Origin of the sequence: Chryseobacterium joostei, assembly GCF_003815775.1 — a bacterium.
Classification (GTDB): Bacteria; Bacteroidota; Bacteroidia; order Flavobacteriales; family Weeksellaceae; genus Chryseobacterium; species Chryseobacterium joostei.
The window spans coordinates 2825969-2851604 of record NZ_CP033926.1 but is presented as its reverse complement, the minus strand read 5'-3'; the positions used below and the strand labels follow the sequence as shown (position 1 = coordinate 2851604).

General features: G+C 34.9%; 17 protein-coding genes. 6 read left to right on the top strand and 11 right to left on the bottom strand.

Annotated features, from left to right (window positions below):
* Window positions 1–4: 4 nt before the first annotated feature.
* From EG359_RS12915 to EG359_RS12890, 6 genes are read right to left on the bottom strand one after another with little or no spacing between them, the layout of a single operon-like run.
* Window positions 5–1138, bottom strand: a complete 1134-nt coding sequence (locus EG359_RS12915; protein WP_076356843.1) for a beta-ketoacyl synthase N-terminal-like domain-containing protein — start codon at window positions 1136–1138, stop codon at window positions 5–7.
* Window positions 1135–1578, bottom strand: a complete 444-nt coding sequence (locus EG359_RS12910; protein WP_076356841.1) for an acyl-CoA thioesterase — start codon at window positions 1576–1578, stop codon at window positions 1135–1137. Before EG359_RS12910 ends, EG359_RS12915 begins: the two co-directional genes overlap by 4 nt.
* Complete coding sequence (locus EG359_RS12905; RefSeq protein WP_076356839.1) at window positions 1553–2821, bottom strand: ABC transporter permease; 1269 nt, start codon at window positions 2819–2821, stop codon at window positions 1553–1555. The genes EG359_RS12910 and EG359_RS12905 overlap by 26 nt, the downstream gene beginning before the upstream one ends.
* Entirely contained in the window at window positions 2808–3566 is a 759-nt protein-coding gene (locus EG359_RS12900; protein WP_076356837.1) for an ABC transporter ATP-binding protein, read from the bottom strand. Before EG359_RS12900 ends, EG359_RS12905 begins: the two co-directional genes overlap by 14 nt.
* A 1-nt stretch (window position 3567) precedes the next feature.
* Window positions 3568–4563 carry a BtrH N-terminal domain-containing protein gene (locus EG359_RS12895; RefSeq protein WP_076356835.1) on the bottom strand — a complete coding sequence of 332 codons (996 nt, stop codon included), beginning with the start codon at window positions 4561–4563 and terminating at the stop codon, window positions 3568–3570.
* Between the two features lie 50 nt (window positions 4564–4613).
* Window positions 4614–5018, bottom strand: a complete 405-nt coding sequence (locus EG359_RS12890; RefSeq protein ID WP_076356833.1) for a hypothetical protein — start codon at window positions 5016–5018, stop codon at window positions 4614–4616.
* A gap of 440 nt (window positions 5019–5458) precedes the next feature.
* Here EG359_RS12890 and EG359_RS12885 point away from each other — a divergent pair, with 440 nt between their 5' ends.
* Entirely contained in the window at window positions 5459–8371 is a 2913-nt protein-coding gene (locus tag EG359_RS12885) for a M16 family metallopeptidase (protein ID WP_076356831.1), read from the top strand.
* A 389-nt stretch (window positions 8372–8760) separates the two neighbouring features.
* Here EG359_RS12885 and EG359_RS12880 read toward each other — a convergent pair whose 3' ends face one another.
* Genes EG359_RS12880 through EG359_RS12860 form a run of 5 tightly spaced genes read right to left on the bottom strand, consistent with a single transcriptional unit; the run spans window position 8761 to window position 15396 of the window.
* Window positions 8761–9204: an ABC transporter permease gene (locus EG359_RS12880; protein ID WP_076356829.1), complete on the bottom strand. Its 444-nt coding sequence runs from the start codon at window positions 9202–9204 to the stop codon at window positions 8761–8763.
* Between the two features lie 6 nt (window positions 9205–9210).
* Complete coding sequence (locus EG359_RS12875) at window positions 9211–9642, bottom strand: hypothetical protein (protein WP_076356827.1); 432 nt, start codon at window positions 9640–9642, stop codon at window positions 9211–9213.
* Entirely contained in the window at window positions 9642–10781 is a 1140-nt protein-coding gene (locus EG359_RS12870; protein ID WP_076356825.1) for a beta-ketoacyl-ACP synthase III, read from the bottom strand. Before EG359_RS12870 ends, EG359_RS12875 begins: the two co-directional genes overlap by 1 nt.
* 1 nt (window position 10782) lies before the next feature.
* Complete coding sequence (locus EG359_RS12865) at window positions 10783–11697, bottom strand: hypothetical protein (RefSeq protein ID WP_076356823.1); 915 nt, start codon at window positions 11695–11697, stop codon at window positions 10783–10785.
* A gap of 42 nt (window positions 11698–11739) precedes the next feature.
* A complete protein-coding gene (locus EG359_RS12860; RefSeq protein ID WP_076356821.1) occupies window positions 11740–15396 on the bottom strand; it encodes an MMPL family transporter in 3657 nt (1218 codons plus the stop codon).
* A 193-nt stretch (window positions 15397–15589) separates the two neighbouring features.
* Here EG359_RS12860 and EG359_RS12855 point away from each other — a divergent pair, with 193 nt between their 5' ends.
* The 5 genes from EG359_RS12855 to EG359_RS12835 all read left to right on the top strand — a co-directional run bounded on the left by EG359_RS12855 (window position 15590) and on the right by EG359_RS12835 (window position 25535).
* A complete protein-coding gene (locus tag EG359_RS12855; protein WP_076356819.1) occupies window positions 15590–16594 on the top strand; it encodes a hypothetical protein in 1005 nt (334 codons plus the stop codon).
* Between the two features lie 106 nt (window positions 16595–16700).
* Complete coding sequence (locus EG359_RS12850; protein ID WP_076356817.1) at window positions 16701–17846, top strand: hypothetical protein; 1146 nt, start codon at window positions 16701–16703, stop codon at window positions 17844–17846.
* A 486-nt stretch (window positions 17847–18332) separates the two neighbouring features.
* Window positions 18333–22913, top strand: a complete 4581-nt coding sequence (locus EG359_RS12845; protein WP_084180536.1) for a T9SS type A sorting domain-containing protein — start codon at window positions 18333–18335, stop codon at window positions 22911–22913.
* Window positions 22914–23456: 543 nt separating this feature from the next.
* On the top strand, window positions 23457–24329 hold the full coding sequence (locus EG359_RS12840) for a hypothetical protein (protein ID WP_123867382.1): 873 nt from the start codon (window positions 23457–23459) through the stop codon (window positions 24327–24329).
* 72 nt (window positions 24330–24401) lie between these two features.
* Window positions 24402–25535, top strand: coding sequence for an EpsG family protein (locus tag EG359_RS12835; RefSeq protein ID WP_076356813.1), 1134 nt, complete (start codon window positions 24402–24404; stop codon window positions 25533–25535).
* Window positions 25536–25636: the final 101 nt, after the last annotated feature.

Genomic DNA, 25636 nt, shown 5'->3' with positions numbered 1-25636 from the left:
CATTTTAACATTTTTCCAATACAATTGCGGCATTACACCCACCAAAACCTGACGCTGTCTTCAAAATATATCTGATTGCTGCAGGCTGATTTTCCTTGATAATATTCAATGGTTGGGATACTCCCATTTCCTTAAAGTTCTTAGATTGAATGAGCGTGCTGTGAAGAGCGCTTTCCATAGAGATGATGCTTTCCAGAAGTCCGGAAGCTCCAAGACAATGTCCGTAGAAACCTTTCATGCTGTTCAAAGGTACATTTTGCAACTCCATTCTGTTGAATGCAATGGCTTCCATTTCATCATTATACAATGTTGCTGTTCCGTGGGCAGAAATAAAATCAATTTGTTCTGCCGAAACTTGGGCTTCCGTCATGGCATTTTTGATGCTTCCGTATAAACCGTCTCCGGTTCTTGATGGGCCGGAAATATGATTGGCATCATTAATCGCCGAATCGCCTAATACCTTGAATCTGAACTTATCATTTTCAGAAGCTTCAGAAGTAATATAAACAGCCGCCGCTGCTTCTCCGATATTGATTCCGTTTCTGTTTTTGTCATAGGGCTTGCAAGGTTCATTACCAATGGCTTGGAATGAATTGAACCCGGAAATCACAAATTCTGAGATTTCATCACCAGCAATCACAAAGGCATCCTTGTATTTCCCGGTTTGAATCATGTTCTTGGCAACAGCAATCGCCATAACTCCAGAAACACAGGCATTTGAAACCACGATAGGCTTTGTTTTAAATCCAAAAAAATCAGCAATTTTCTGTGCTAATTTTGGAAGATATACCCCTTCGGGTAACCCAGATTGGTTTTTTAATAAGCTGATATTTCCTTTTGTGGTTGATAGGATAAAAGCGGTGTCTTCAGTTATATTGTGCTTTTCAATCAGTGGTTTCAGACTTAGAAGAAGCATTTTTTCCAGTCTTGTGAATTCCTGATTATCAAAGTTTTTACTGAACTCTTCATTAAGCTCGTTCGTATTAATCATTGATGCATAAAAAGCATCCTGATTTTCTATGACTTTGTGTAAAGCAACTCCTGATTTTCCGGATAAAAGTGCTTTCCAATTAGAATTTATGCTAAGACCCAAAGGAGTTACGCAGTTATAATCTGTGATGTAAATTGCCTTCTTCATGATAATCCCATTTTATCTTTCCAGGTTTGAAAAAACTCCGGATTATATAAGCATAAACTTCCATTGCTATCCAAAAATACCTGAATGGTTTCTCCACTGCAGACTAATTTATTTTCCTGATTGAAAATCTCATACCTGTAGATCAGTTTAGCAGACACAGAATTGATGAAAGTGGTGACAATGTTAAACGTTTCTCCATATTTTAAGGGAAGGAAATGTTCACATGTGCTTTTTACAATAGGGGTTACAAATCCTGCATTCTGAATGTCAAGATAAGTTAAGCCGTGCTGACGTCCGAAGGCTTCTCTGCCGTCTTCAAAATAGACAATATAATGGCCATGCCAGACAATTCCCAGAGGGTCTGTTTCATTGAATCGTACTCTTACTTCTTCGGTACAGGTTAATATGTTTTCGTTAGACTGCATTTTGTTTTCTTTCATAAAAAATGGAAATGGCTACCGTTGCAAGGTAAAATAAAAATAAGAATGCTAATTCCTTAGCAATACCTCCAATTCCGCTGTTTCTTAAAATAATATCGTAATAAGCATTCAGCCCCCAGTTCATGGGAGAGAATTTGGCTACGGTCTGCATAAATTCAGGCATCAAGAATACCGGAACCCAGATTCCGCCAATTGCTGCCAGTACAACTACTGATGTTGCTCCAAAAGGGGCAGACTGTTCCTGTGTATCTGCAATGGTTCCTAGTAATACTCCAAATCCGATGGCTGCAAGCCCTGCGAACAATGTTACCGTAATAAGCTGGAACATTTTTCCTGATACATCAAATGCCGGAAGATCCATATAAGGGAAAAGGAAAACACCTACCGCTACCATCAGCAAAAACTGAATGATACAGATGATAAGATAAGTGAATGTTTTTCCTAAAATATGAACAAAATAAGGAGTAGGGCTTATTCTGGCTCTTACATTTGTTCCCTGACTTTTTTCCTTTACCAGGTTAATGGATAACGGAACAACGATAAAGAAGATGGCAAAAAGAGTCCATGCAGGAACGTTATGCTGAACAGAATTCGGCATGATGTCCATTTCTCCTTTTTTCGGGGTAATTTCTTTGAAGCTGATCAGGTTTTTATTTTCATCAAGGTTTTCTGTGGTTCCTAGCTGATCCTGAAAAGCCTTGTAAATTTTTTTGTTTTCGATTTCAAAAACCATTTTATTGACAGAGTTCATCACAGAGTTTTTGAACCCTGCATTGGTAGCCGGATCAAAGTAAAGGTGAATTTCCTTTGCCTTGGGAGCTTCTATCTTCGTTTTTGCGGAATCACCCTCCAAACCAAATGAGCTGACAATGGCCTGAACCTTGGAATCAATATTGGAATTTAAATCTTTGGTCAGGTTTTCAGGAATAACGATAGCCATCTGATAATCTCCTGCAAATACAGCATCCTGCGCAGATTTTTCGTTGAAATTGGTCAGTAGTTGGAATGTTTTGCTGTTTTCCAGCTCTCCTTTTATATTTTTTGAAACTTCCGACTTATCGTTATCAATAAAAATGATAGGGATTTTTGATCCTTCAAGGTTTTTAAAGGTAGAATCCTGAATCAGGGTAATGGTTACGATCAAAAGCAACGGCATTACAAAAATGATGACAATCCCTCCGATATCTCTTTTCAGGAGAAGAATTTCCTTTATAAAGCTTCTCCACAATTTATACAACAACATCTCTTAATTCTTTTCCGGTTAATGAAATGAAAACATCTTCAAGGTTTTCTGCATGAGCAATCTGTGAAACCAGTTCCTCAGGAGTTCCCACGGCATGAATTCTTCCTCTGTCTATAATCGCAATCTTGGTACAAAATTCCTCCGCCTCAGAAAGATGGTGAGAGGTATAGATGATACACGTTCCGTTTTTATTCAATTCCAAAAGGAAATCGATAATTACTTTTTTAGATTGAACATCTACTCCTACGGTGGGTTCATCCAAAAATAAAACCTTAGGATTGTGAAGTGTTCCTGCGATAAGGTTACAGCGACGTTTCATCCCTCCGGAGAACTGACCTACCTGTTTATTGGCAAATTTGGAAAGCCCCATAATTTCTAAGGACTCATCAATAGCCTGGGTAAGCTGTTTATGTTTTAGCCCATACAGACTTCCGAAGAACATTAGGTTTTCTCTGGCGGTAAGGGTAGGATAGAGTGCATATTCCTGAGGAACAATTCCTATGATCTGTCTAATTTTGAAGCCGTCTTTTTGCGGAGACAGTCCATTGATGGTAAATTGTCCTGAAGTAGGCTTAATTAAACCTGAAAGCATGGATATCAGGGTTGTTTTCCCTGCACCGTTGGGTCCAAGAATTCCATAAATCTCGTTTTTATCGATACTCAATGAGATATCATTTACCGAAAACTCGTCAGAATTTTTGTATTTTTTATATAGATTTTTAATCTCAATCATATTCTCTGCCATATCAGATCGCTTTTCTCAGTTTCTTATAGAAAGCCTCTTCTAAGTCTGCAATATGAAGCATTGTCTTTGATAGCTCGTGGTAGATGTTGCTCTTAGAGTTTCTGTTTTTATATACTCTTGCAATGTCTACTGCAAAGTCTCTCCAAAGATCTCCAATGGAAGTAATTTCCCTTGAAAGCTCCTTTAATTCATCATTTTTAAGAATTACTGCTGCTTCCTGAAGAAATGCTCCATAGATAAATCTGAAACCTCCGCCACCAGTTCCGATTTCCTCCTGCATTCTGATCAATTGTCCCAGATAGTGGTTCGTTACTTTTGTGCCTTTCTTTTCTGCCCATTTTGGAATACTTCTGGCAACCCATCTCATGGCTTTTACACCGATAAGTGGTACTGGAGCCAGCATGTTTTTACAGGTATCCTTAATTCCCTTTTTGATGGCTTCTTCCAGATTTACATTTTCCGGAATATAAACAGGATAATACATATGTCCCTTTGGAGGAAGTGCTCCTTTGGCATATCTTACCTTTTCCAGTTCTTCTTCTGAAAGGGAAGTGGTATAATCCATTACCGGATCACTAATCAGGAATTTTCCATCTTCTTTACCATATACCACAAGATTGTGTGCATTGAAGTGGAATTTATATTCTTCAGGGAAATAAGTAAGATTAAAAACCCCTACCTGAAGTCCTGTTGGAATATTTTGCTCAAGGTTTCTTTCAAGAGCTTTTTGGGCATCCTGGGGCTTTGAGAATTTTTCTCTTTTAATTTTTATTCCTAATCTTTTTGCTGCTTTACTGAAGATAGCGCCTGGCATCGGACGATAGCTAAAGCCCGGAGCAAAGTTCACCTTCAAAAAAGGGAGATAGACAAAAAATAATCCTGAACCAATTCCGAAGATCATAGGTTCACTTAGTTTAAGTCCTTTATTAAGCAGTAGATTAGAAGCAACACCGTTTTCGCAATGCGCAGTCTGATGGTGTTCAAAGTTTAATTTCATTTGCAGCTTATATCTTTTTCATTGGTTAAACGGAATAATATACATTCCATTTATTTTCCATCGAAGTTTTTTAATTCGTTTACTGAAATTCCGAATGCATCGGCATATTTTTTCAGTGTGGTTTCGCTTAGTGTTTTAAATACCTTGGGTTTAAAGTGTCTTTTTACCCTCCATTGCCATAATCCTACATAAGAGGCAAGTACTCCCAGATCCATTTTATTCAGTTCCATAAAATAAACGATGGGGCTTACAATATTATGGGCAACGTTTTGCTTTGCTTCTTCAATTCTTTCATGGATAAGTTCCATGGATTCGTCCAAAGCAGCTTTCTTTGCATCCCAGCCAGTGCTGTTAGCTGTAGTATAGTTGTCGTTTTCATCCGTTACATACAAAACTTCTGTCATGTTGGCGGATTTCAAATTACTTTCGTCTTGGGGTAGGTCTTGTTTTTTCATCTAAATAATGTTTAATTTTTTTAGATTCCAGATGAAAAATGGTTCACCTGTTTTGATTCTTTTAATCAGGTGGCTAAAATAGTGAAAATACATTATATGTAAATTATGCTGAATATGATCTTGGTATTACCGTGAAACAGAGCTTCCATAAGACTCGTGTTCAGATTTTAATGTCAGGGAAACCATTGTTTTTTCTCCTTTTAGAGAAGCTGATAATTGATTTTCTCTCTTTTCTTTTGGGTGATATGGAATAGAAAATTTTTACGTATTGCAATTTTTGGAGTAGAGATGTTTAACTAATTGGAGATAATGAAATCTTAAAAAGTACCATTACTGTTTATTATTCATATTTGTAATAAATCTGCTGTAACAACTGTGTTATGTAATAAGACTAATGGGGTAGAAATTTGGATTGAAAAATAATTATTAAATAACAATATATGAAGAAGTTTTTTATTTCGGTTTCGCTTTTCTGTATGCTAAGCGCAATGGCACAGAAATTCGATACACAAAAGCTTACAGATGCTCAGGGCTATACTTATGAAACGGTAAAGAATGACCTGGCCGGTGTAAGGGTATACACCTTGAAAAATGGGTTGAAGGTTTATCTTGCAAAAAATGAAGATGCACCGAGAATTCAGACTTATATTCCTGTAAGAACGGGATCTAACAATGACCCAAGTGATAATACGGGACTGGCTCACTATTTAGAGCACATGGTGTTCAAGGGAACCTCTCGTTTGGGAACTCAGGATTGGGCAAAGGAAAAAGCAATCTTACAGCAGATTTCTGATCTTTATGAGCAGCATAAGGCAGAAAAGGATCCTGCAAAGAAGAGAGAACTATACAAAAAGATAGATGAGGTATCTCAGGAAGCTTCAAAATACGCAATCGCTAATGAGTATGACAAGGCTATCTCTTCACTAGGCGCTACGGGAACAAATGCCCACACATGGCTGGATGAAACGGTTTACAAAAATAATATCCCTTCCAATGAGCTTGAAAAATGGCTAAAGGTAGAAAAGGAACGTTTCTCAGAATTGGTACTGCGTCTTTTCCATACAGAATTGGAAGCGGTATATGAAGAATACAACAGAGCACAGGATAATGACGGTCGTCTTGTAAATTATACTTTGATGGAGGCTCTTTTTCCAAAACATCCAAACGGGCAGCAAACAACCATTGGTACTTCTGAACACCTGAAGAGTCCTTCAATGGTAGCTATCCACAAGTACTTTGATACCTATTACGTGCCTAATAACATGGCTGTTGTATTGGTAGGAGACATAGATTATGATAAAACTATAAAATTAGTTGATCAATATTTTGGATCTTTCAAGTACAAGGAACTTCCAATGAAAAAGATGGTTTCTGAAGAACCAATGACTCAAATTGTTTCCAGAACGGTAAAAAGCCCATCCACACAAAGAATGACAATGGCATGGAGAACAGATTCTTATGGAAGCCAGGAAGCGAGACTGGCAGATGTAGTGGCTGAAATTTTAAGCAATAGAGGTGATGCGGGATTAATTGACCTTAATATTAATCAGAAGCAAAAGACTCTTGGTGCAGGTGCCTATGAATCTCCATTCAAGATGTATGGGATGTTTGCATTGGTAGTAACCCCAAAAGAGGGACAAAGCTTTGATGAAGCAAAAAAATTACTATTGGACCAGCTTGATCTTGTTAAAAAAGGACAATTCCCGGATTGGATGCTGAAAGCCATCGTAAATGATAAAAAGGTTCAGCGCATGAAAGGATGGGAAACTGCTGATGGTTTGGCAACTGAGCTTTATGATTCTTATATCAAGGGAAGAACCTGGGAGCAAGAATTGGATGAGATCAATCAGTATGAAAAAATTACCAAGGCTGATATTGTAAAGTTTGCCAACGATTTCTTTAAAGATAACTACGTTGTGGTTTATAAGGAAAAAGGAGTGAATGATAAACTGGTTCGTGTAGAAAACCCAGGAATTACTCCGATTAAATTGAACAGAGAGGCACAATCACCTTTCCTTAAGGATATTTTGAGCACTAAGGTTGCTGAAATTAAGCCAGAATTCATTGATTATAAAACGGCTATTCAGACTTCACAGGTAAAAGATAAAACGGTAAGCTTTGTGAAGAATAAATATAACGAAATCGCTCAGGTAAGCTATGTTTTCCCATTCGGAACAGATAATGATAAGGAACTTGCCTTAGCAGGAACTGTTTTCGAATATCTTGGAACAGATAAATATACGCCGGAGCAATTGAAAGAGGAGTTCTATAAATTGGGGATTACTTATAATTTAAGAACATCCAATGACCAGACGGTGATTACTTTGGCGGGTCTTGAAAGCAATATGAAGAAAGGAGTAGAGCTGATGAATCACTGGATGACTAATGTGAAAGCAGATAAAGCGATTTACAGTCAGACTGTGAAAACAATTCTTGAAGCCAGAGAAGTCGGTAAGAAAGATAAAGTGAAAATTATGTCTGCTCTTTCAAACTATGCAAAGTATGGTAAGGATTCCAGAATGACGGATATTATTTCTAAGGCACGTCTTGAAAGTATTGACGTTACGGAATTGATGAAAAAGGTAAAAACGCTGAACCAGTATCCTTATCAGGTATTCCTTTATGGGCAGGATCATACAGGTCTGGAGAAAGCAGTTAAACCTTATATCGGTAATACAAGCCTTCAGCCAGCAAAAGCGAAAGAGTACGCAGAACCGGCTACAACAGGGAAAGTGTACTTCACTAACTATGACATGGTACAAATGGAAATGGCTAAAGTGGCCAAGGGAACCCCTTTAAATCTTAACAACTTCGGAAAATCAAATGTTTTCAATGAATATTTCGGAAGGGGTTTATCTTCCATCGTTTTCCAGGAGATTAGAGAAAGTAAGTCTTTGGCTTATTCTGCATATGTTTCTTATGCGAACGCTTCAGAAAAAGGACATGCTAACTACATCACGAATTATATTGGAACACAGTCTAACAAACTTCCTTTAGCAGTGAACGCTATGAGTGAGCTTATGGCTGAGTTGCCGCAAATCCCAACGCAGTTTGAGAACGCAAGAGGTTCTGCACTAAAGCAGATTGCTTCCAATAGAATCAACAGAACGAATATTTTCTTTAGCCAGTTAGCCCTTAAAAAATTAGGTGTTGATTATGACCTTAGAAAAGATACTTATGCTGAGATCCAAGGATTAACATTGCCTCAACTGACAGGGTTCTACAATACTGAGGTGAAACCTGTAAAATACAATACAGCGATCATTGGTAAGAAAGAAAACCTGAATATGGAATCTATCAACAAAATGGGTGAGTTTCAGGAAGTGTCTCTAGAAGAGATTTTCGGATACTAATATTTTTATTAAAAAATAAAGCTAAAAGCGGAGCAGAAATGTTCCGCTTTTTTGTTGTTTAAAATTGTTTCTCCCTGATCATCAGGGTTTCACATTTTTTTTATGTTTCACGTGAAATAATTTATTATATGATGAGGTTTTATTATTGTATTTGTTTGGTTATCAGATGTATCGTATTAGTTTCGATTGTTGTGGGAATTAATAGAATTGATTGTTTTTATTGTAAGTTTTTTTTAATCAGATCAATAGGAGCGGGTTCTAGCCAAAACTTAATTGTGTACACAAAGGTCACAAAGGGATTACACAAATTTTATGAATAATTATACAGTGGCTAACAACGAAAAAAGCTGTACAAAACGTACAGCTTTTAATATTTTTTGAATGTATTCTTACGATTCTATCTCCTGAATAAATAGGTTGATCTCTGCTCTTATCAGTAATTCATCATTACAGAAAGTCTCGCAGAAGATATGGCAGATATTCTCAAACTGGGAAATCAGTGATGCTTTAGAAATGATCTTGTCATTTACTTTTGGGAGTCCGAAAATTTCAATTTTCTTGATATTGGTGATAAAGCCTATCACCTTGGTATCAGCTTCCGGGTTTTCGAAAAAGCTTTGTCCAAGAATGGATGAGCAGGTTTGAGCCAGATTTTCGATTAAGCCGGCTTCTACAAATTCATTGTTGTGAACAAATATGTTGTCTTCTTTTATTTCAAAGGAAGTCACTACTTTTTCCTTGGTGAGCTCCAGAATGTAGTCTGCCATAAGCATCGGTTCACGATGCGGTAAAAAGTTGTGTATATTGATGATATTTTCTTCCCTGATTTCCATTGAAAATTATTTTACAGCAGTTTTCATTTGAGATTTTGCAATCACTTCACCATTTAATTTTGTAATAATATCTACAAGGGTTACTCCCATTACCTCATTGAGGATGGTTACTTCTGATTTCAGCTGATCACCTATTTTAGGCAATACTTCTGCCTCAAAGGATTTAATGGCTCCAATATACCCGGTAGGAGCATCTTTTCCAAGCAAATAATATTTGTAACCTGTATGCAGGGCTACACTTTGTGCCTGGTGCTCAATAAGTCCTGAAGCCTGAAAAGAACCATCCTGAATAAACAGATTGTCTTCCTTTACTTCAAATCCGGAGATGAGATGGTTTTCGGAATATTCTGATAACTCATGTACCATTACAAAAGGAGCTCGTTGTGGAATAAGGCTTTCTACAAAATCTTTATCGGATGTTGGCAGTCTGTTTTCCATTAGCAAACCGTTAATAAAGCACAAGAATATGCAAATCTTCCACTTTCAGGAACGCAAAGAAGTACTTTTTCTCCTTTTTGTAATGTTCCTGAGTTCATCAATTCCTCTAATGCCACAAAGATAGATCCGGCACCGATATTTCCGATGTCAGAAAGGTTATAGAACCATTTTTCTGCAGGGAAATCCATTCCTTTTTTAGCGAATTCATCTTTCAGTCCATCCTTAAAGTAACCTGAAGAGATATGAGCCAATACGTGGTCAATTTTTTCAGGATCTAAATTATGCTTGTCAAAAGAAGCTCTTAAGCTTTCAGCACCTTTTACCAGAATATATTTATCCAGGATTTTAGTGTCCTGCTTAATAGCGAAGATTGATTGCTTTAGCCATGCATCAGATGGATAATCTGCCCAGGATTTTAAACTTCCATCCTCCTGCTTGTCACATCCGGCATACATACATGCCTCAATTTCGTGAGCATAAGAATAAAAATCAATGAAGTCTATTCTTAAAGAGATACCGTTTTCTCTTGGTTTATTTTCTAATAGGAAAGAACCTGCTCCATCAGAAAGCATCCATCTAAGGAATTCTCTTTTGAAAGCAATAATGGGTCTTTCTTCCAATAATATTAAATTTTCAGCCTCATGGTTGAATTTATCCGCAGTCATCCATGCAGACATTCTCTCAGAACCTGCACATACTGCATTATCCTGTACACCAGCTCTTACAGAAAGGAATCCGTAATTAAGCGCGTTCATTCCTGAGTTGCAAAGACCGGTTGCCGTATTGATCTCAATAGATTTCCCGATATTCAGTTCACCATGAACCATAGAGGCATGTGATGGCTGAATCTGGTCTGGAGAAGTAGTTCCTACGGATAATAACTTCATATCTTCCTTTTTGAAATTTTCATCAAAAAGGCCTTCGATAGCTTTTGCTGTAATCTGCGCATTGGAATGCGTAGGGTTTCCTTCCTTATCTAAAGCATAATATCTTGTTGTAATTTTATTATTTCTTAAAATAAGTGATTTTGCTTTAGAAGGCGCGTCATTGATAAGCCCAAGATACGTCTCCATTTCATCATTTGCTACCGGTTCATTGGGTAAATATTTTGATGCCTTTGTTATAAATACGTCGTACATTCTATTTTAAATTAATTCCTTGTAAATATGTTTTTTGTTTTTGTCTTTTAAACCAAAATATAGGGGTTGTAAGCAGGTGTAAGACTAACACGACAGGTGAGATTATCCATATCGCAGTCATCAAATATACCTTAAAGAATTTTATCAGCAATGGACGTTTCTCTTTTTTCTTGATAATCAGATTAGACCATACTGTGAAAATCTTGTTTCCTACCTTTTCTACACGCACCAGAAACGGGCGGATTTCGATAGCTCCATTTTTTACAAGATCCGGTTGTAAATTGCCCAGATCATTGTTTTTAAAATGTCTTTCGATAATCTCACCATACTTTACTGAACCTGCAATTTCTTCATCGGAAACACCTGCGGCAGGAAGAATTCCTGATTTTTCTTTTTGTCCCGTTGTCAGCCATCGTATAATAGTTAATACACTGGTATAGTTATCATGTCTGTCTACCAGGGCTATATTTCCGACAAGTTTTGCTTTTAGATCTTTTAGATAAACCTTTAGTTTTTCCTGAGAAAGCATCCACATGTTTCTGGTACCCGAAATGGTAACTATAGGAGTATCCTTAAGGATTTTTTCTGCATAACCACTTTTCAGAAAAGAAATGATCGGGATGGATGGGGTAAGATACCAAACCTGATATCCAAACAGGATGAGGTCATATTTTTTGTTCAGTATTTCTTCTGAAGGAGGTAAAATTTCTTTGGGAATTTGTAAATAAGATTCCGGAAAAGTATTGAAAAAGACATCACTCGGCCAAGGATAAGGGAAGTCTTCCTTTAGCTGAATATTATAATACGTAATCTCATATTCATCCTTTTGAGCTTCAAAAGGCTTGGCTATATTTCTCACAATATCCTCCAGCTGGCCGGTTTGTGAATAATATATTACAAGTATGTTTTTTTTCATGGAATCTTTTTAGCGCTTACAAAAATATGTTTTTCATATTTATTATTTAGTTTTAAATACTTTTAATGATTCAGAACTAAATTTTAATGCATAATTACTACTTTCAAATAAAGGGTTTTCTGTATTGATAAATATAATGGTTTCCGGAAGAGTCTGAACATCATTCATCGTGAAGCTGTTATCTGAAACCAGAAGAACATCAATGTTTTTATTCACTTCTGAAAGGTCCTCTATATAATTTATCTTTCTTCTTTTAACCAAATAGCTGTGCGCGGCAATGGCTCGCTTTTCTTTGTCCTTAATGAGTGAGAAAACTCTTCTACCAGCCTGATAGAGCGTAAGAAGTACATCTTTTTGACCAAAATCATCAGCAATATGCAGGACGTTAGCATCTTTAGAAATATGCTTGTTCAGTTCAAAATAAACAGATTTATTGGTTTTGAAGTCTTTCTTTACCTCTGCTACCACTTCACTGTCCTTATATAAGTAACTTAAGAGTAATTTCTTTTTAAAATAATTTTCATCTTCAATCTCTTCTCTCAGCTTGGCAAATTCTTCTCTGTAGTAAGCATTGATCTTTTTGGTTCGTTCAGAATAATCTTTACCAAAGGTTAAATCATCCTTACTGATCCTTTTACCCACTTTTACCGTAATGCTTCCATCGTAGATAATGAAGTCACCTTTTGGTAATACCTCAGAATTTCCGTGGATATAGAGCGGGAGAATATCCAATTCAAATTGCTCTGCAAGATAGAATGCCCCTTTATGGAATCTTTTAACATCATTGGTATAAGAACGCTCTGCCTCAGGGAAAACTACGAGGGAGTACCCTTGTGCAATTTTTTCCTTCAGCTTGTCCATTCCGTTTTCAATGCCTTGTGAGACCGGATAAAAGCCCAATGCTCTTACCAATCTTCCAAAAACAGGAGACTGATACACCCAGTCATTAACCAGATAAATGATTTTGTGAGTGGCCATGGCAATAGCCAGTGTATCCAGGAAAGAGGTGTGGTTGGCAATAATTACAGCGGGTTTGCTGAAATCTTCAGTAGGATTTCTAATCACTTTTTTCTTTACAAGAGGACTTGAATAAAGAACAGATGTTAAAAATTTAGCCAAAACTAATTTAATAATATCCAGTGTTTTACCCTTGGAGTTTTTAATGAAGATACTTCCTATTGCAGAAAATATCAATCCGCCAAGTCCATAATATAAGAACGAAAATACTGCTCTTAAAAATAATCTGAACGTAATAGGAGAAAGCCCCTTTTTTGCTCTGTTGGTAATAAGTAACCTAAACCAAAACGGATAAAGGGTAGATGTAATAATAATTACAGAAAACATACCGATCAAGGCCACTAAAGCCAATGAATGTAATGCAGGATGTTTTGCGAAAATCAAGGAACCAATGGAAAGAATGGTGGTAAATACCGCCAAAATAATAGAAGTTCTATATGTTGGAAGTTCATTTTTTCCTGTGGTATGCTCCTTTTGCATAGCCTGTGTAAGGAAAATACTGAAGTCATCCCCCACACCAAAGACCAGTGTACAAACTACCGTACTGAAGATATTAAGCTCAAGACCTAGAAAATAAAGGATCCCAGCCGTTACCACCCCTGTTAAAACAATAGGAAACATGGTAAGGATGGTTAATTCAAAGTTCCTGAAGAAAACAATAATCGTTAAAACAATCGCTAAAAGAGAATAATTAATGAGGGTATTGAAATCTCTTTTTAGTAAGCCTAGAAAGTTTTCATTCATCTGCTGGCGGTCTATGGCAAGAGCATCATGTTTCTTTTCAATATCTTTAATAAAAGCATCTCTTTTGCTTTCGTCAACCTTTACTACATTGGAAACCGTGTAAAAACCATTTTCATTGCTCATAAACTCTGAAATCTGAAGTGCTTTCACTTTTTCATAGTCCCTAAGACTTAATGTTGAATAGTTTTTATTTAAAACGTCATTGAAATTATCAAAGGCAGAGCTGTTGAAGCCAAATTTATTTCCATTACTGACCAATTCTGAAACTGTTTGACTCTTTTTATGATCATTCCAGAAACTTTTCCATTCATCAATTTTCTTTTGCTGATCTTTTTCAGATAATACAATACTTCCAATAGAGTTGTAGCTAAGAATTTTGCCGTCTTTCTTCTCTTTTTCAAGGAAAGTATTCAATTGAGAATTTCTTGCAAGAGCTTCCTCTTCAGAATTTCCATAAGAAATCGTATAAATTGATTTTGAGGTAATGTCTGAAAGTTTCTGCAGTTTGGCTTCACTGATCTTCATTTCCTTTGGAATGTAGTTCAGGTCACCAATGTCTTCATTAAAACCTACATGCCTGAATCCAAACAGACAAGCGATAATGATAACGGAGCATCCGATAATCAAAGGTTTGTTTTTTTCATAAGGATAAGACCCTATTTTGTCGATGAAGTTGGTGCTAAGTTTTTCTTCTGTATGCTGTTTGGGTTTATAAAGCTGAGGAACAATAATTAATGCTGTAATAGAAGATAAAATAACCGTGATAGCAGCGAAAAGACCCAGGTCTTTTAATGCTTCAGATCTTACAAAAACCAGACACAAAAATGAAACGGCAGTGGTGGCACTACTTAATATAATAGGTTGTGTGATTTCCTTGTAAAGCTCTTCAATATTATTGTTGTGCTTATAGTGGGTAAGAATATGCAGGGCATAATCTATGGTAATTCCGATAAGGATGGCACCTACACTTAATGAGATAGCTGAAATTTTATCCTTAATAAAGTACAATACCAATAAAGCCAGTAAAACAGAGAATACCGTAGGAAGAAAAACAATGATTGGGGTAAAGAAATTTCTGAAATAGTAGATAAGCAGGATCAGCAATACCGTCATGGAAATCACTACCGTGTTCTGAATATCCTTTTTAATCTGTTTTGCATTGGCAACAGCAATAACCGGAGAACCGAAATAGCTTATCTCGGTTTTTCCCTTAAACTGTTTATTAATTCCGTCTTTTATGATATTGAGTTGGTCAACAAAAGCTTCATTGGCCTTTGTATCATTGCTCTTGTTTTTGGGATCAATGAAAAGTAAAAGATTTTTTCCGTCCTTGGTCACAATATAGCTGTCTTCTAATTTGAAGTCCTTGCTGATATTTAAGGCATTTAGTTTTTTGATTCCCAAGAAAGTCAGTCCCAAAGGATCTTTTTTGATGAACTCTTTTGTAACAAGACTTGTAGGGGATACCAGTGAAATATAGTTGTTTTCTACCTGTTGGGCAATGCTGTCTTTTTGAAGTTTTCCTTCAATCTGCTTATAATCATTTTCATTAAGAAATAGAGGTAGATTTTGATTGACGAAATCAAATGTTTCGGAAATCTCATGATCATTCACCTTTCCCTGAACTGAGCCTATATATTTTTGTAAAGGTTCAATTTTTTGTAGAAAAGTATCTGCTGTTTCAGAAAGCTGGAAGCTGTCCTCACTGGATTTGTTTTCTATAATAACGATGATCTTATCTGAAAAGTTAAGCTGTTTAAGCACTTTTGCCGTAAGATCTGATTTTTCGTTTTTGGGAATAATCTGATTGATGTCTTCCTCGAAGGTAATCTTTGAAGCAAAGAAAAGGCACAAAGCTGCAATTCCTAAGGCTGTAAAAACAGAGAGGATTTTGTTTTTGGAGATCAGATAATATAAAAATATAAAAAAACGATGCATTACATGTAAGTCAAGTCTGCAAATTTAAATTTTTAAGAATTACTTCAAAATAGTTATGCGATAAGTTTTGCCTGAAAATCAATAAAATATTCTAGTAAGAATAAAAAAATATTTTACTTTTGCAAAGGTTCCCTTTTAATGAAATGTATTTTAAACCACAATTATTATTAAAAAATAAGAATCTGTTTTAGATATGTTGAAAAAGAATGATGAAAAAATAAACGGATTCCTATTTATAATAGTACTCCCATTTCTGCTGTTTGCGATGTCTTACTACGGCTTTGAATCTTCTTATGTAAGATTGAAAACCATGGAAAAGGCTCCCGACTTTATGTTCTCGTCGGTATATGCTTACAGAGTGATTCCCAATTATCTTAGTGTACATGTTACAGATGTTGTGACGTTTGTTGTGGATCATCATTTTTCATTTCTGAAAGGTTTTCTTTTGAAGCAGGGGACCATGTTTTACCACAGTATTTTTTTGATCAACAGTTTCTTTTTTGTATTGTCTTCGATCATTTTAAATTTAATTTTTAAGCTTAAGCCTGCTGGAATTCTTTTAAATCTGAATATCAGACGACTTATTCATCTACTGGCGGTTTTCTTCATTGTAATTGTACAATACGTTCCCACAAACTGTGATTCTATTGCCATTTTCTGTTATCTCTTGGGCGTTTTATTAACCTTGAAATATTTGCAAAGCAGAAAACCTGTAGATTTTATAATGCTGTGTACTGTTATCATGATTTCTACATTGGTAAGAGAAACATCTTGCCTGAATATTTCATTTTTTGCTGCTGTTTTTATCGATTTTGAGAAGCTGAAAAAGAAAGATTTCACCTTTATTAAGGAAACACTGTTTTTAGTGCTTGTCTTTATTGTTCCTTATGCCGGACTTCGGATGATGATACATCAGGATCTTTCTTTTGTAGAGGGTATTTATTTTCTGGCTAACTTTAGCAGCCCTTTCAATATAAGTGGTCTTTTGTTTGGAATAATAAGCCTATATTTCAGTTATGTTTTATGTAATGATGAGGGTAAAATACTGATTAAAAAATATCTGTTTTTTTCCATTCCCTATCTTATTATGATTGCGATGGTGGGGCTTTTTTGGGAAGTAAGGCTATTTTTACCACTAATTCTTACAGGAATTGTAGCGGCTTCCTATCAGTTTAAAAATATCATACCAAATAGGTGAGATTATTACACCCTTTTTTATGATTACAGTTAGAAATTTATATATTATCTTGGTTATTAATTGAATGTGATTATTGAGTTTGATGATTTATAATAAATTAGGTTCGATGAAAAAAAGGTTGGAAGGATTTAAATTAGGATGGTACCTTATAGGGGTATCTATTCTTTGTTTATTTAAAATTGGGTTTGCTTATTACGCATGTAATGGGTTTGCTTTCGGAGACTGGCTTATTAATTATCAAGATGGAGGATTCAAAAGGAGAGGGCTGCTAGGGACTGTTTTTGTTTTCTTTTATAATTCATTCTCAATAAAATTACAATATTCTGTTTTTGTAGCCCAGGCAATAGTTTATATCCTGTTTTTTTATTTTCTATCATTACTATTTAAGCTAAAGCAAACCAATCTTATAGACGTTTTTTTATTTCTTACACCATTTTGTCTGTGGGGTTTTCTTTCTGATGCAGCTATTGGCTGTAGAAAAGATGGAATTTTATGGTTGCTTTTTTCAATATTTGCTTACTTTTTAATAAAGAATAAATTTTCTGGATTTCGGGAGAATATTCTATTGATTTCTTTCTCTTTATCAATTTTTATTCATGAAAGTTTTATTTTTTATGCCCCTTATTTTTTATTTATACTATTCCTTCATAATAGAAAATTAGATATCCAAAAGACTCTTAAAATTTTACTGGCTTTTTACATTCCGGGAGTATTTATTTTTTTTCTGGGAAATATGAACCCGGATTATGGATATACGCTTCGACTTATTAATGAATGTGGTATCAATTTACAAGATCAAAACATTTTTCAATGGAAAGAAAACGAGCTGATTAAGACAAAATATTATTTGGAAAATATAAATACAATTAGTCTTTATTTAGTTAGTTTTACTTTGCAAGTTTTTTTTATATTATATTATATTTTTCTCATCAAGAAAAATGAGCTTTCTAATAAGAAACTTCTATTAATTGCTTTTTTTATACTTATTATATCTACTATTCCTCTGTTTTTAATTGCTATTGATATTGGAAGATGGTTGTATAACCACTTTATTCTTTTTTTTATTATACTTATTTTCCAACTTCCTGATAGGAAAGGTGAGATGAAAATAATGGACAGGTCTTTATTAAACTATAAAAATATAATTTTCCTCTCCCTTGTTCTCATTGCTGACTTTATTTATCGTGTTCCGTCATATGAGCTAGGTATTGATATGGGATTGCCACTAAAGTTTTTGTTAAAGTTTTTTTAGAAACTACCTCTAGCAATAAAAATCTTTTTTTAATTTAAATGGCTTTTTTTTAGGATCTTTTTCATTATAAATATGATTTGGAGCACCTTTAATATTCTTACATATTAAGTTTTATGCTATTTTTTCAAATGCATCATCTCCCTATTGTGGGAATATATTTTTTTTTCTATTTTTGTTAAAACTTTAAAGATCAGTTTTATCTGAAAACTTTAATGGTTTAAAAACACACAACAAGAAAACTAAAAACATATAAACATGAAAAAAAATACTCTTCACCCATCAGGGGATTCTTCCTTTTATTACTGATGAAACTTATTCATAAAAATTTGATTTAATCGAAAGCATCTTCTAAATAATGGTTTAAAACATTTATTTAAGTTGACCAACTTGGGATTGGATTTTTTTGAATTCTTTTTGATTGACAAGATATTATTTGGATTACCTATTCATCTAATTCATTAAAAAACACACTTTTAATTCTAACATATGAAAAAAAAATCGACCTCAAAGATTTTTGCTGCAATGCTTTGTATTGCAGCGTCTCATACATGGGCGAGGACAACACCTATCTCCAAGCCCATTGAGACCAGCATTGGATTCAAACATGCGGCAGCTTTACCCCCAAGTGCCTATGATCTTGATCCTCTTATTGTCATTTCACAGAATGTGAATGAGAAAGGACTAGTGGTTATTAAAGGAAACTTTCAAAAACCTACTACTGCAGGAGATGTAAAGGTTACCATCAAGTATAAGGATTCCCAAAACAACTGGGTTTCTGTATGGTGCAAAACTTTTGCAGGTAATTATGATTATGATGAAGATCTTACGGCTAATTTCGAGCTGCCACAATCGGTTTTGAGTACACATTCCGTTAAAATCGAACTAAGTTCGAATGAAAGTGTAACGAATTGGCAATCGGTTTCATGGAATAAAACGGTGAGCCACTATAGACAATCAGATTATAACTATGGTACCTGCGATCTGGATGAAAACCAATACACAATCCTGTTTACACCTAAAAAAAGCGGAACCGTTTTATATAATCCGAATGGAACTGTTTCAGGGGTGAAAGATAGAGTAACTTCTCAGCACTTGGTAAGAAAACTGGATGATATTGTTTTGTCTTTCCAGGGGAATGGCACATTAGATAATTCAAATGCAAATTCACCGGTAGTTAACATTACCAACCCGAATAATCTTACTACCATAGCAAGTTCGCAGAAATATATTTATCAGAACAGTGATACAACTCCCTTTGAGTTCTCTTATCATGATCCGGTATATATGTTTGCAGGAAAGTTCTCAAATGAAAGCTTCTTTATCAACTTCAGTAACTGGTTTCTGCCACCAGAAGAAGGAGGAGAGGCCTGGGGAAGAGGATACCTGGATTTTACCAATCCTAATGCTCCTCTTAACAGATATTATAATCTTTATAATTATATCAATGAAAAACTGGGTGATATTTTTACCAATCAACAACCTGTTGTAATTGTTATCAGTAAGATAACGGGATTAAGAGTTTATAAAGCCAATGGACAATATATTTCTCTTTCTGCTATAAGCAACTATAATACTATCAACGATTTTGGTTATCCACCTCTGAATAATAAACATAGAGGTCCCGGTTCCGAAAACTTTTCATTAAGTAACACTTCTCAGGCGTCACTGTACGGTGTGGGTGCTATTAGAAATACAAAAGTAATCAACAGCTGGAACGGTCCGTCAAGACCTTTGGTAGACATAGAAAGCGAGATTAATAAATTTATAAAATATGTAGGGATTTTTACAAATCCAATCCCCGAGGAATGCCCAGTTGCCTGCTTTACGATCAACTCTGGAGCTATATCTGACTATGGAGACTGGTCCAAGGCACCCAATAGCTATATCTTTACCGGTAAAGATAAGAAAACCAATTCTGAAGTAGACGGTCTTTATATCCCTGTAAAAAAGGCATATAAAATGTGGAACTCGAATCCTCTTATGGGAGGAAGTCCTATACCTACCGGGACTGTGACTGCGGATGTATATTGGGAAGATATCCATGGATTAATAAAATCCGGAGAAAATTACAGCTTGGAAATTATAGGATCTGGAGAAGAGGCAAAAATAAAAGTGCCTATTAACAAAACTAAAGAAGGAAACGCAGTAATTGCTTACAAAGTAAACGGAGAGGTTTTCTGGTCATGGCACGTATGGGTGACCGATGATCCTACAAATGGTTCTACTTATAAGAGCTTTGATGGGGTAAAAAGACAAAGAACAGACGGAACTGTAGAGTTAATTCCTAATTCAGATTGGGGATGGATGGACAGAAACCTTGGGGCTTTAAGCAATACCATCACCGGAACCGAATTTAACAAAAATGGAGGGCTGCTTTACCAATGGGGAAGAAAAGACCCAATTCCTCCATTGGCATACAAAGGAAATGACTTCTATGAAGCTTCAGGATCTGTAGGAAGAATAAGACACAGACAGTCCAGAAATATGGCTAATGGCTCTCAGAAGATAGATAATTTAATTAAAACAGTAACCTTATCAAATGCTACTGTTCCAAATAACATTCGTTTATCCATTAAAAATCCATTAAGCTTAATTTACGTAAACAAAGATGACAATTCCGGACAGGCACTTTATAATAATAATGCCAACCTTCAGGTAAACTGGTTTGGTAATTCGCCAACGTTGCCAGCCAATAGATTAAGCGAATTGAACTTATGGTCTGATAACTCAAAAGGCTTTATCACAAGCGGTAATTATAATAACGACAATAACGCAAACCCGTACAGGGATAAATCTTCTTTTGACCCTTGTCCTAACGGTTGGAGAATACCTTCTGTATTGGTTTCCAATTTAGGAAATGGAAGCTATATTGATGATATAAGAGTAGACTTCAGTCCGTTTGGTATTAAGAATAGTATATCCAAAAATACCTTTGAAGCAAATAAATATCATATCATTAAGCCTAATGACAATACTACCCCTGATTATATGAAAGGTTTCAAAATATATAACAATGTGGGTGTAGATCTTAGCAATGTAGGAGGGAATGATATGGGGCTATTCCCTGGTACGGGTATTCTTGTAAGAAATTACCATGAAGGCCAATATACAGATCAACATGAAACCTATCTATGGACGGCAACAATGCCAAAATGGTTTGATGCAACGCCTGTAGTATCAGCTAGAAGCTTCCGTATGATTCCTGACAGAGATCAGCCGGATGTTCCTGATTCTTCTTTACCATCAATAACAGGAAGATACCAATATTATCCTATAGGTGGCGGGGCAACTTCTGGAGCCAATGGGTGCAGATGTATTAAAGATCCTTTATATGAAGTAAATAACTATAACTTCCCTACCGAGTTCTTTAATAATGCTGTGGAATATGCTGAAGGATTGAACAATCCGAACTCATACACGATTGTTAAAAATACAGAAGAATCTACTATTCAGATTCCAATCAGTAAAGCATTCTCTGCTCAAAGCAAACTGCTTAACAATACTGATATTCTAAATCCGTCGAATTTCAACAATTTGAAAGTTAATGTATTGTGGTCTACTGCTACTGGTTTAATCAGTAATATTGCACTTTCTAATGCTGCTCCAACTTCATTAGCTGACATTTCAAATACCAATATTAACGTTAAAATTGCTCCAAACCAGTCCGGTAATGCTGTTGTTACATTGCATAATGGAAGTATTACAAATCCTATTTACTGGAGCTGGCATATTTGGGTAACCAATACACCTATCAGTTCTGTTACCTACGTTACTGAATTGCCTAACCAGGCAGCTGTTAATTATATCAATTATATTAAACCTGGTGAAGTAATCAAAACAGAAATAATGGATAGGGATCTTGGTGCCAATCAGGCTATTGCAGAGGCCAATAAAACGGTTTCTACCGGAGGGTTACATTTCCAATGGGGTAGAAAAGATCCGCTGCCTGTGTTTGTAAATGCTAACAGAAACTCAGCTCCTGTTTATTTAGGAACTGTACAGGCAAATGGAAGTGTTACCTACACCACGCTTGCTGCTGCAACCTATTATTCAGATTCCTATCTTAAAAAGTATCCTGATTATTCTGTGCAGGCAAACGTATTGGCAACAGACAAAGTAGCTGATAAAATAAGCAAGGTTTTATCCTATTCTGTGAAAAATCCTATGATCTTCATGGTTCCTACTATGACCACGAAATCAACAGATACTAATCACACCAATGGTGCAGACTGGCTTGCAAACGAACCTAACCTGGCTCCGGAAAGATGGGGAAGAGGTGGTAAAAAATCACCTTTTGATCCTTGTCCTGAAGGATGGAGAATTCCTGATTTAACAGGCGTATCCAATACAAGTGTAGGAGCAACTCCTTTTTATAAGCCTACTACAGGACTCAGTATTCCTAACAATTATGGAGGAACGAGAATTGACAGAAGCCCATACAGTTCTGCAGCTATTGGATACTCTTTTGGTAATGCTGCTTATAATATAGGAAGTTTTGCCAATCTGGGAGTAAGAGGAGGCAGAAATACAATAGAAGCAACCCCTGCTGCTCCAGATTTCAATTCTATTGATTATGTTTATGGTGGTTTCTGGCTAGGTGCTTTAGGTTCCAACTATACAGGAAGAGCTTTAAGAGCAGAGATACAGTATGCAGGAAACTATTTAACTCCGTTTAGCAGTAATGCCGATCCATATTTTGCTCAAAACTGCCGTTGTGTTAAAGTAAAATATGATGCAAACGGAAATGAGTTAGGCCCAATTCCTAAACTGCAGATAACATCATTGTCTGCCGCCAAGGCAACTAATGTGTTAGCAAAATCAGTAATTGAGGATAAAATAACCCAAAATAAACTTGAGTTATTCCCTAACCCAGTGAAGAGTATATTATACATTAAAGGTAATGACAGGGTTAAAGAGTATTACTATCAGATTTATAATATGTCTGGCCAATTGGTAAAATCAGGCAAATTTGAAAATGAACAGACTGATCTTTCTTCTTTAATCTCCGGAGCCTATTTAGTAAGAATTAACAATTCTGAAACCATAGTGAAGATTATCAAAGAATAACATGAATTAATATACAATTTGAAACCGTCTCAGTTTTTGAGACGGTTTTTTTATAGAATTAATTGTTTTGATTTTATCTGGATGTTACCAATTTGGATTGTAAGATCCTTTTGGAGAAAACTCTTTGATAGCCTTGCTATTACCAAGAGTAAAGGCTTATGAATAATTTCGAATATTCAGTAAAAACTTTAACGTATATTAACAATTTCTTTTGTGAAATTAATTACCTTTGCGTTGTTCCAAATTAACAGTACTAAAACACAAATGAGTTCTATAACAAACTATTTTTTGCGATTTTTTTTATTTTTTATTACACTTTTTTTGATTTTTAAGATTTATTTCGCATACACCATTGCAAATGGTTATCCTTTTGGGGACTGGCTTATTAATTATCAGGATGGAGGGTTTAAAAGAAGAGGATTACTGGGAACAATTGTTTTTTTTATGTACGAGAAGTTTCAGATTAAAGTACAGTATACTGTCTTTTTTTTCCAATTTCTATTCCATTTTCTTTTTTTTTATTACCTGGTGCGATTAATAAAATTGAAAAAATATAATATTTTAGATTTCGTATTTTTATTTACACCGTTTTGTCTGTGGGGATTTGTCTCAGACTCCGGTATGGGGGCCAGAAAAGATGGTATTTTATGGTTTATGCTATCTTTTTTCACCTATGCCCTTACAAAGGGTAATATGAAAAAATGGCAGTGGTACTCATTTTATATACTATTTTTTGTTTCGGTTTTTATACATGAAAGTTTTGTTTTCTTTTTTCCGTGCTTCGTTATTTTATATTATTTTCATACAAAGAAAATTGAGCTTTCTAAGGTTGTTCTAATTTCATTGTCGTTCTGTATTCCTGCTTTGATTATCTTTTTTTGGGGTATGAAGAATGTAGGATCAGAATATACCATGAATGTAATTAAAGCTTGCGGAATAAATTTTCAAAATGATAATATATTTACATGGAAAGAAAATGAGTTGATAAAACTAGATTACTACTATAAACATCTTTATGACTATTCACTTTACAGTATCACTTTCATATTTCAGTTTATATATGTAATCTTTTATTTATATATAAGAGAGTTTAAGAGAGAAGATATAAAAAGATTGGTATTGTTCTTTTTGGTTGGCCTATTTTGTACAATACCCTTATTTTTGATTGCTATTGATATTGGAAGATGGTTTTATAATCTGTTTATTTTCTGGAGTTTATTGATTATTTCTCTTTTGCCAAGTACTGATTCAAAAATATCAGTTTTTGATTATAAATCTATTTTTGCTAAAAAAAATATGATTTTTATATTGTTAATTTTTCTGGCCAATTTTCTTTATAGAGCTCCTTCTTGCTTTGTAGGAATTGAAGCAGCAGCACCGCTCAGAAGATTAATGCTTTGGTTTGGATATTCGTAAAATAATTTTAAAGAATAAGCTTAGCTTAGCCTATGAGATTTTATTAATATATGATTTTTTGATAAATTAATTATGGACATATTACCACTATATTTTTTAGTTATTTTCATTATTTTATTATTTCTTGCTTTCAAAGAATATTCTGGTGAATATATAGATCCTCGAATATTATATACAATTTGTTTTATTCAGATTATTTTGATTGGATTTCGAAAGGATGTTGGACCAGATTATGGATCTTATAAAGGGATTTTTAGTTATTCCTATATTTATGATTATTCAACCATCTTTTTGAGTAATATTCCATTTAGTAATTCCCCCAAGCTAGGAATAGAATGGTTATATATATTGATGAATAAGGTAGTTCTTGACCTGGGGCTTCCTTTTTATGTAGTTACCCTATTAGTCGCCATTATCTCACTCACATTAGTATACAAATTTTTAATTAAAAATTCGGATTATCCTACTCTTTTACTTTTATTAGGGTTTATTCCTGGAATGTTGATATCTACAGGAGGACAGATGAGGCAATCGGTAGCCGGAGGAATTATGTTTTATTCTTTTATTTTTATTAAAGAAAGGAAGCTGTTTAAATACTTTATTTGTGTGTTTCTTGCCGCGGGATTTCATACCTCGGCATGGGCAACCTTACCCTTATACTGGCTGGTTAGGATTCCCATGAACAAATTCTTAATATTCTTTTTAGTTTTAGGTTCCATGATATTATCTCCCTTTAGAATATATGAACAACTTGGTGTTTTTTTGAATTTTATTGCAGGAGGAAGCTCAATTTCAGATGGAGTTAATGGATATATGGATGAACAATATGCCAGGATTAATGGAGGTTTTGGTATCCCTGAGGTCTTAATGGCTCTTTATACATGTTTTATTTTATATTTTAATGATGAATTAGAAGAGAAAAGCCCCTATTATGAATATTACAGAAACGTTACCATAATAGGAATATGTGCGTTTTTCATTCTAAGGGAAAACCCCATCCTAAGCTCAAGATTGGTGGGTGTTTTTATGGGATTTGTCATGCTGCTTATGGGAAATGCACTTTCAGTGGTGTCTAAAATGGAAAGACGATTTATTTTTTCTGGACTTATTTTTATTATATTTTTTAACTTTTGCGTTTTTTCAGTTTTTAATGCTAAAAAGGCAAACTATTCTATTGATACCTATTATAATTTTATATTGCCTTAATGAAAGTAGGACTTTTGAATGTTTTTATACTTAGAAAATAAAATTTACTTCAAATATTTATAGCAGATTAATTTGTTATTTCGTTTTTGGCAGATTTTAAA

Coding starts and splice junctions, on each gene's coding strand:
- EG359_RS12845 (WP_084180536.1), top strand. CDS start 18,333: ATGAAAAAAAAATCGACCTCAAAGATTTTTGCTGCAATGCTTTGTATT.
- EG359_RS12910 (WP_076356841.1), bottom strand. CDS start 1,578: ATGAAAGAAAACAAAATGCAGTCTAACGAAAACATATTAACCTGTACC.
- EG359_RS12890 (WP_076356833.1), bottom strand. CDS start 5,018: ATGAAAAAACAAGACCTACCCCAAGACGAAAGTAATTTGAAATCCGCC.
- EG359_RS12880 (WP_076356829.1), bottom strand. CDS start 9,204: ATGGAAATCAGGGAAGAAAATATCATCAATATACACAACTTTTTACCG.
- EG359_RS12855 (WP_076356819.1), top strand. CDS start 15,590: ATGTTGAAAAAGAATGATGAAAAAATAAACGGATTCCTATTTATAATA.
- EG359_RS12895 (WP_076356835.1), bottom strand. CDS start 4,563: ATGAAATTAAACTTTGAACACCATCAGACTGCGCATTGCGAAAACGGT.
- EG359_RS12905 (WP_076356839.1), bottom strand. CDS start 2,821: ATGTTGTTGTATAAATTGTGGAGAAGCTTTATAAAGGAAATTCTTCTC.
- EG359_RS12850 (WP_076356817.1), top strand. CDS start 16,701: ATGAAAAAAAGGTTGGAAGGATTTAAATTAGGATGGTACCTTATAGGG.
- EG359_RS12875 (WP_076356827.1), bottom strand. CDS start 9,642: ATGGAAAACAGACTGCCAACATCCGATAAAGATTTTGTAGAAAGCCTT.
- EG359_RS12860 (WP_076356821.1), bottom strand. CDS start 15,396: ATGCATCGTTTTTTTATATTTTTATATTATCTGATCTCCAAAAACAAA.
- EG359_RS12865 (WP_076356823.1), bottom strand. CDS start 11,697: ATGAAAAAAAACATACTTGTAATATATTATTCACAAACCGGCCAGCTG.
- EG359_RS12885 (WP_076356831.1), top strand. CDS start 5,459: ATGAAGAAGTTTTTTATTTCGGTTTCGCTTTTCTGTATGCTAAGCGCA.
- EG359_RS12900 (WP_076356837.1), bottom strand. CDS start 3,566: ATGGCAGAGAATATGATTGAGATTAAAAATCTATATAAAAAATACAAA.
- EG359_RS12915 (WP_076356843.1), bottom strand. CDS start 1,138: ATGAAGAAGGCAATTTACATCACAGATTATAACTGCGTAACTCCTTTG.
- EG359_RS12835 (WP_076356813.1), top strand. CDS start 24,402: ATGGACATATTACCACTATATTTTTTAGTTATTTTCATTATTTTATTA.
- EG359_RS12870 (WP_076356825.1), bottom strand. CDS start 10,781: ATGTACGACGTATTTATAACAAAGGCATCAAAATATTTACCCAATGAA.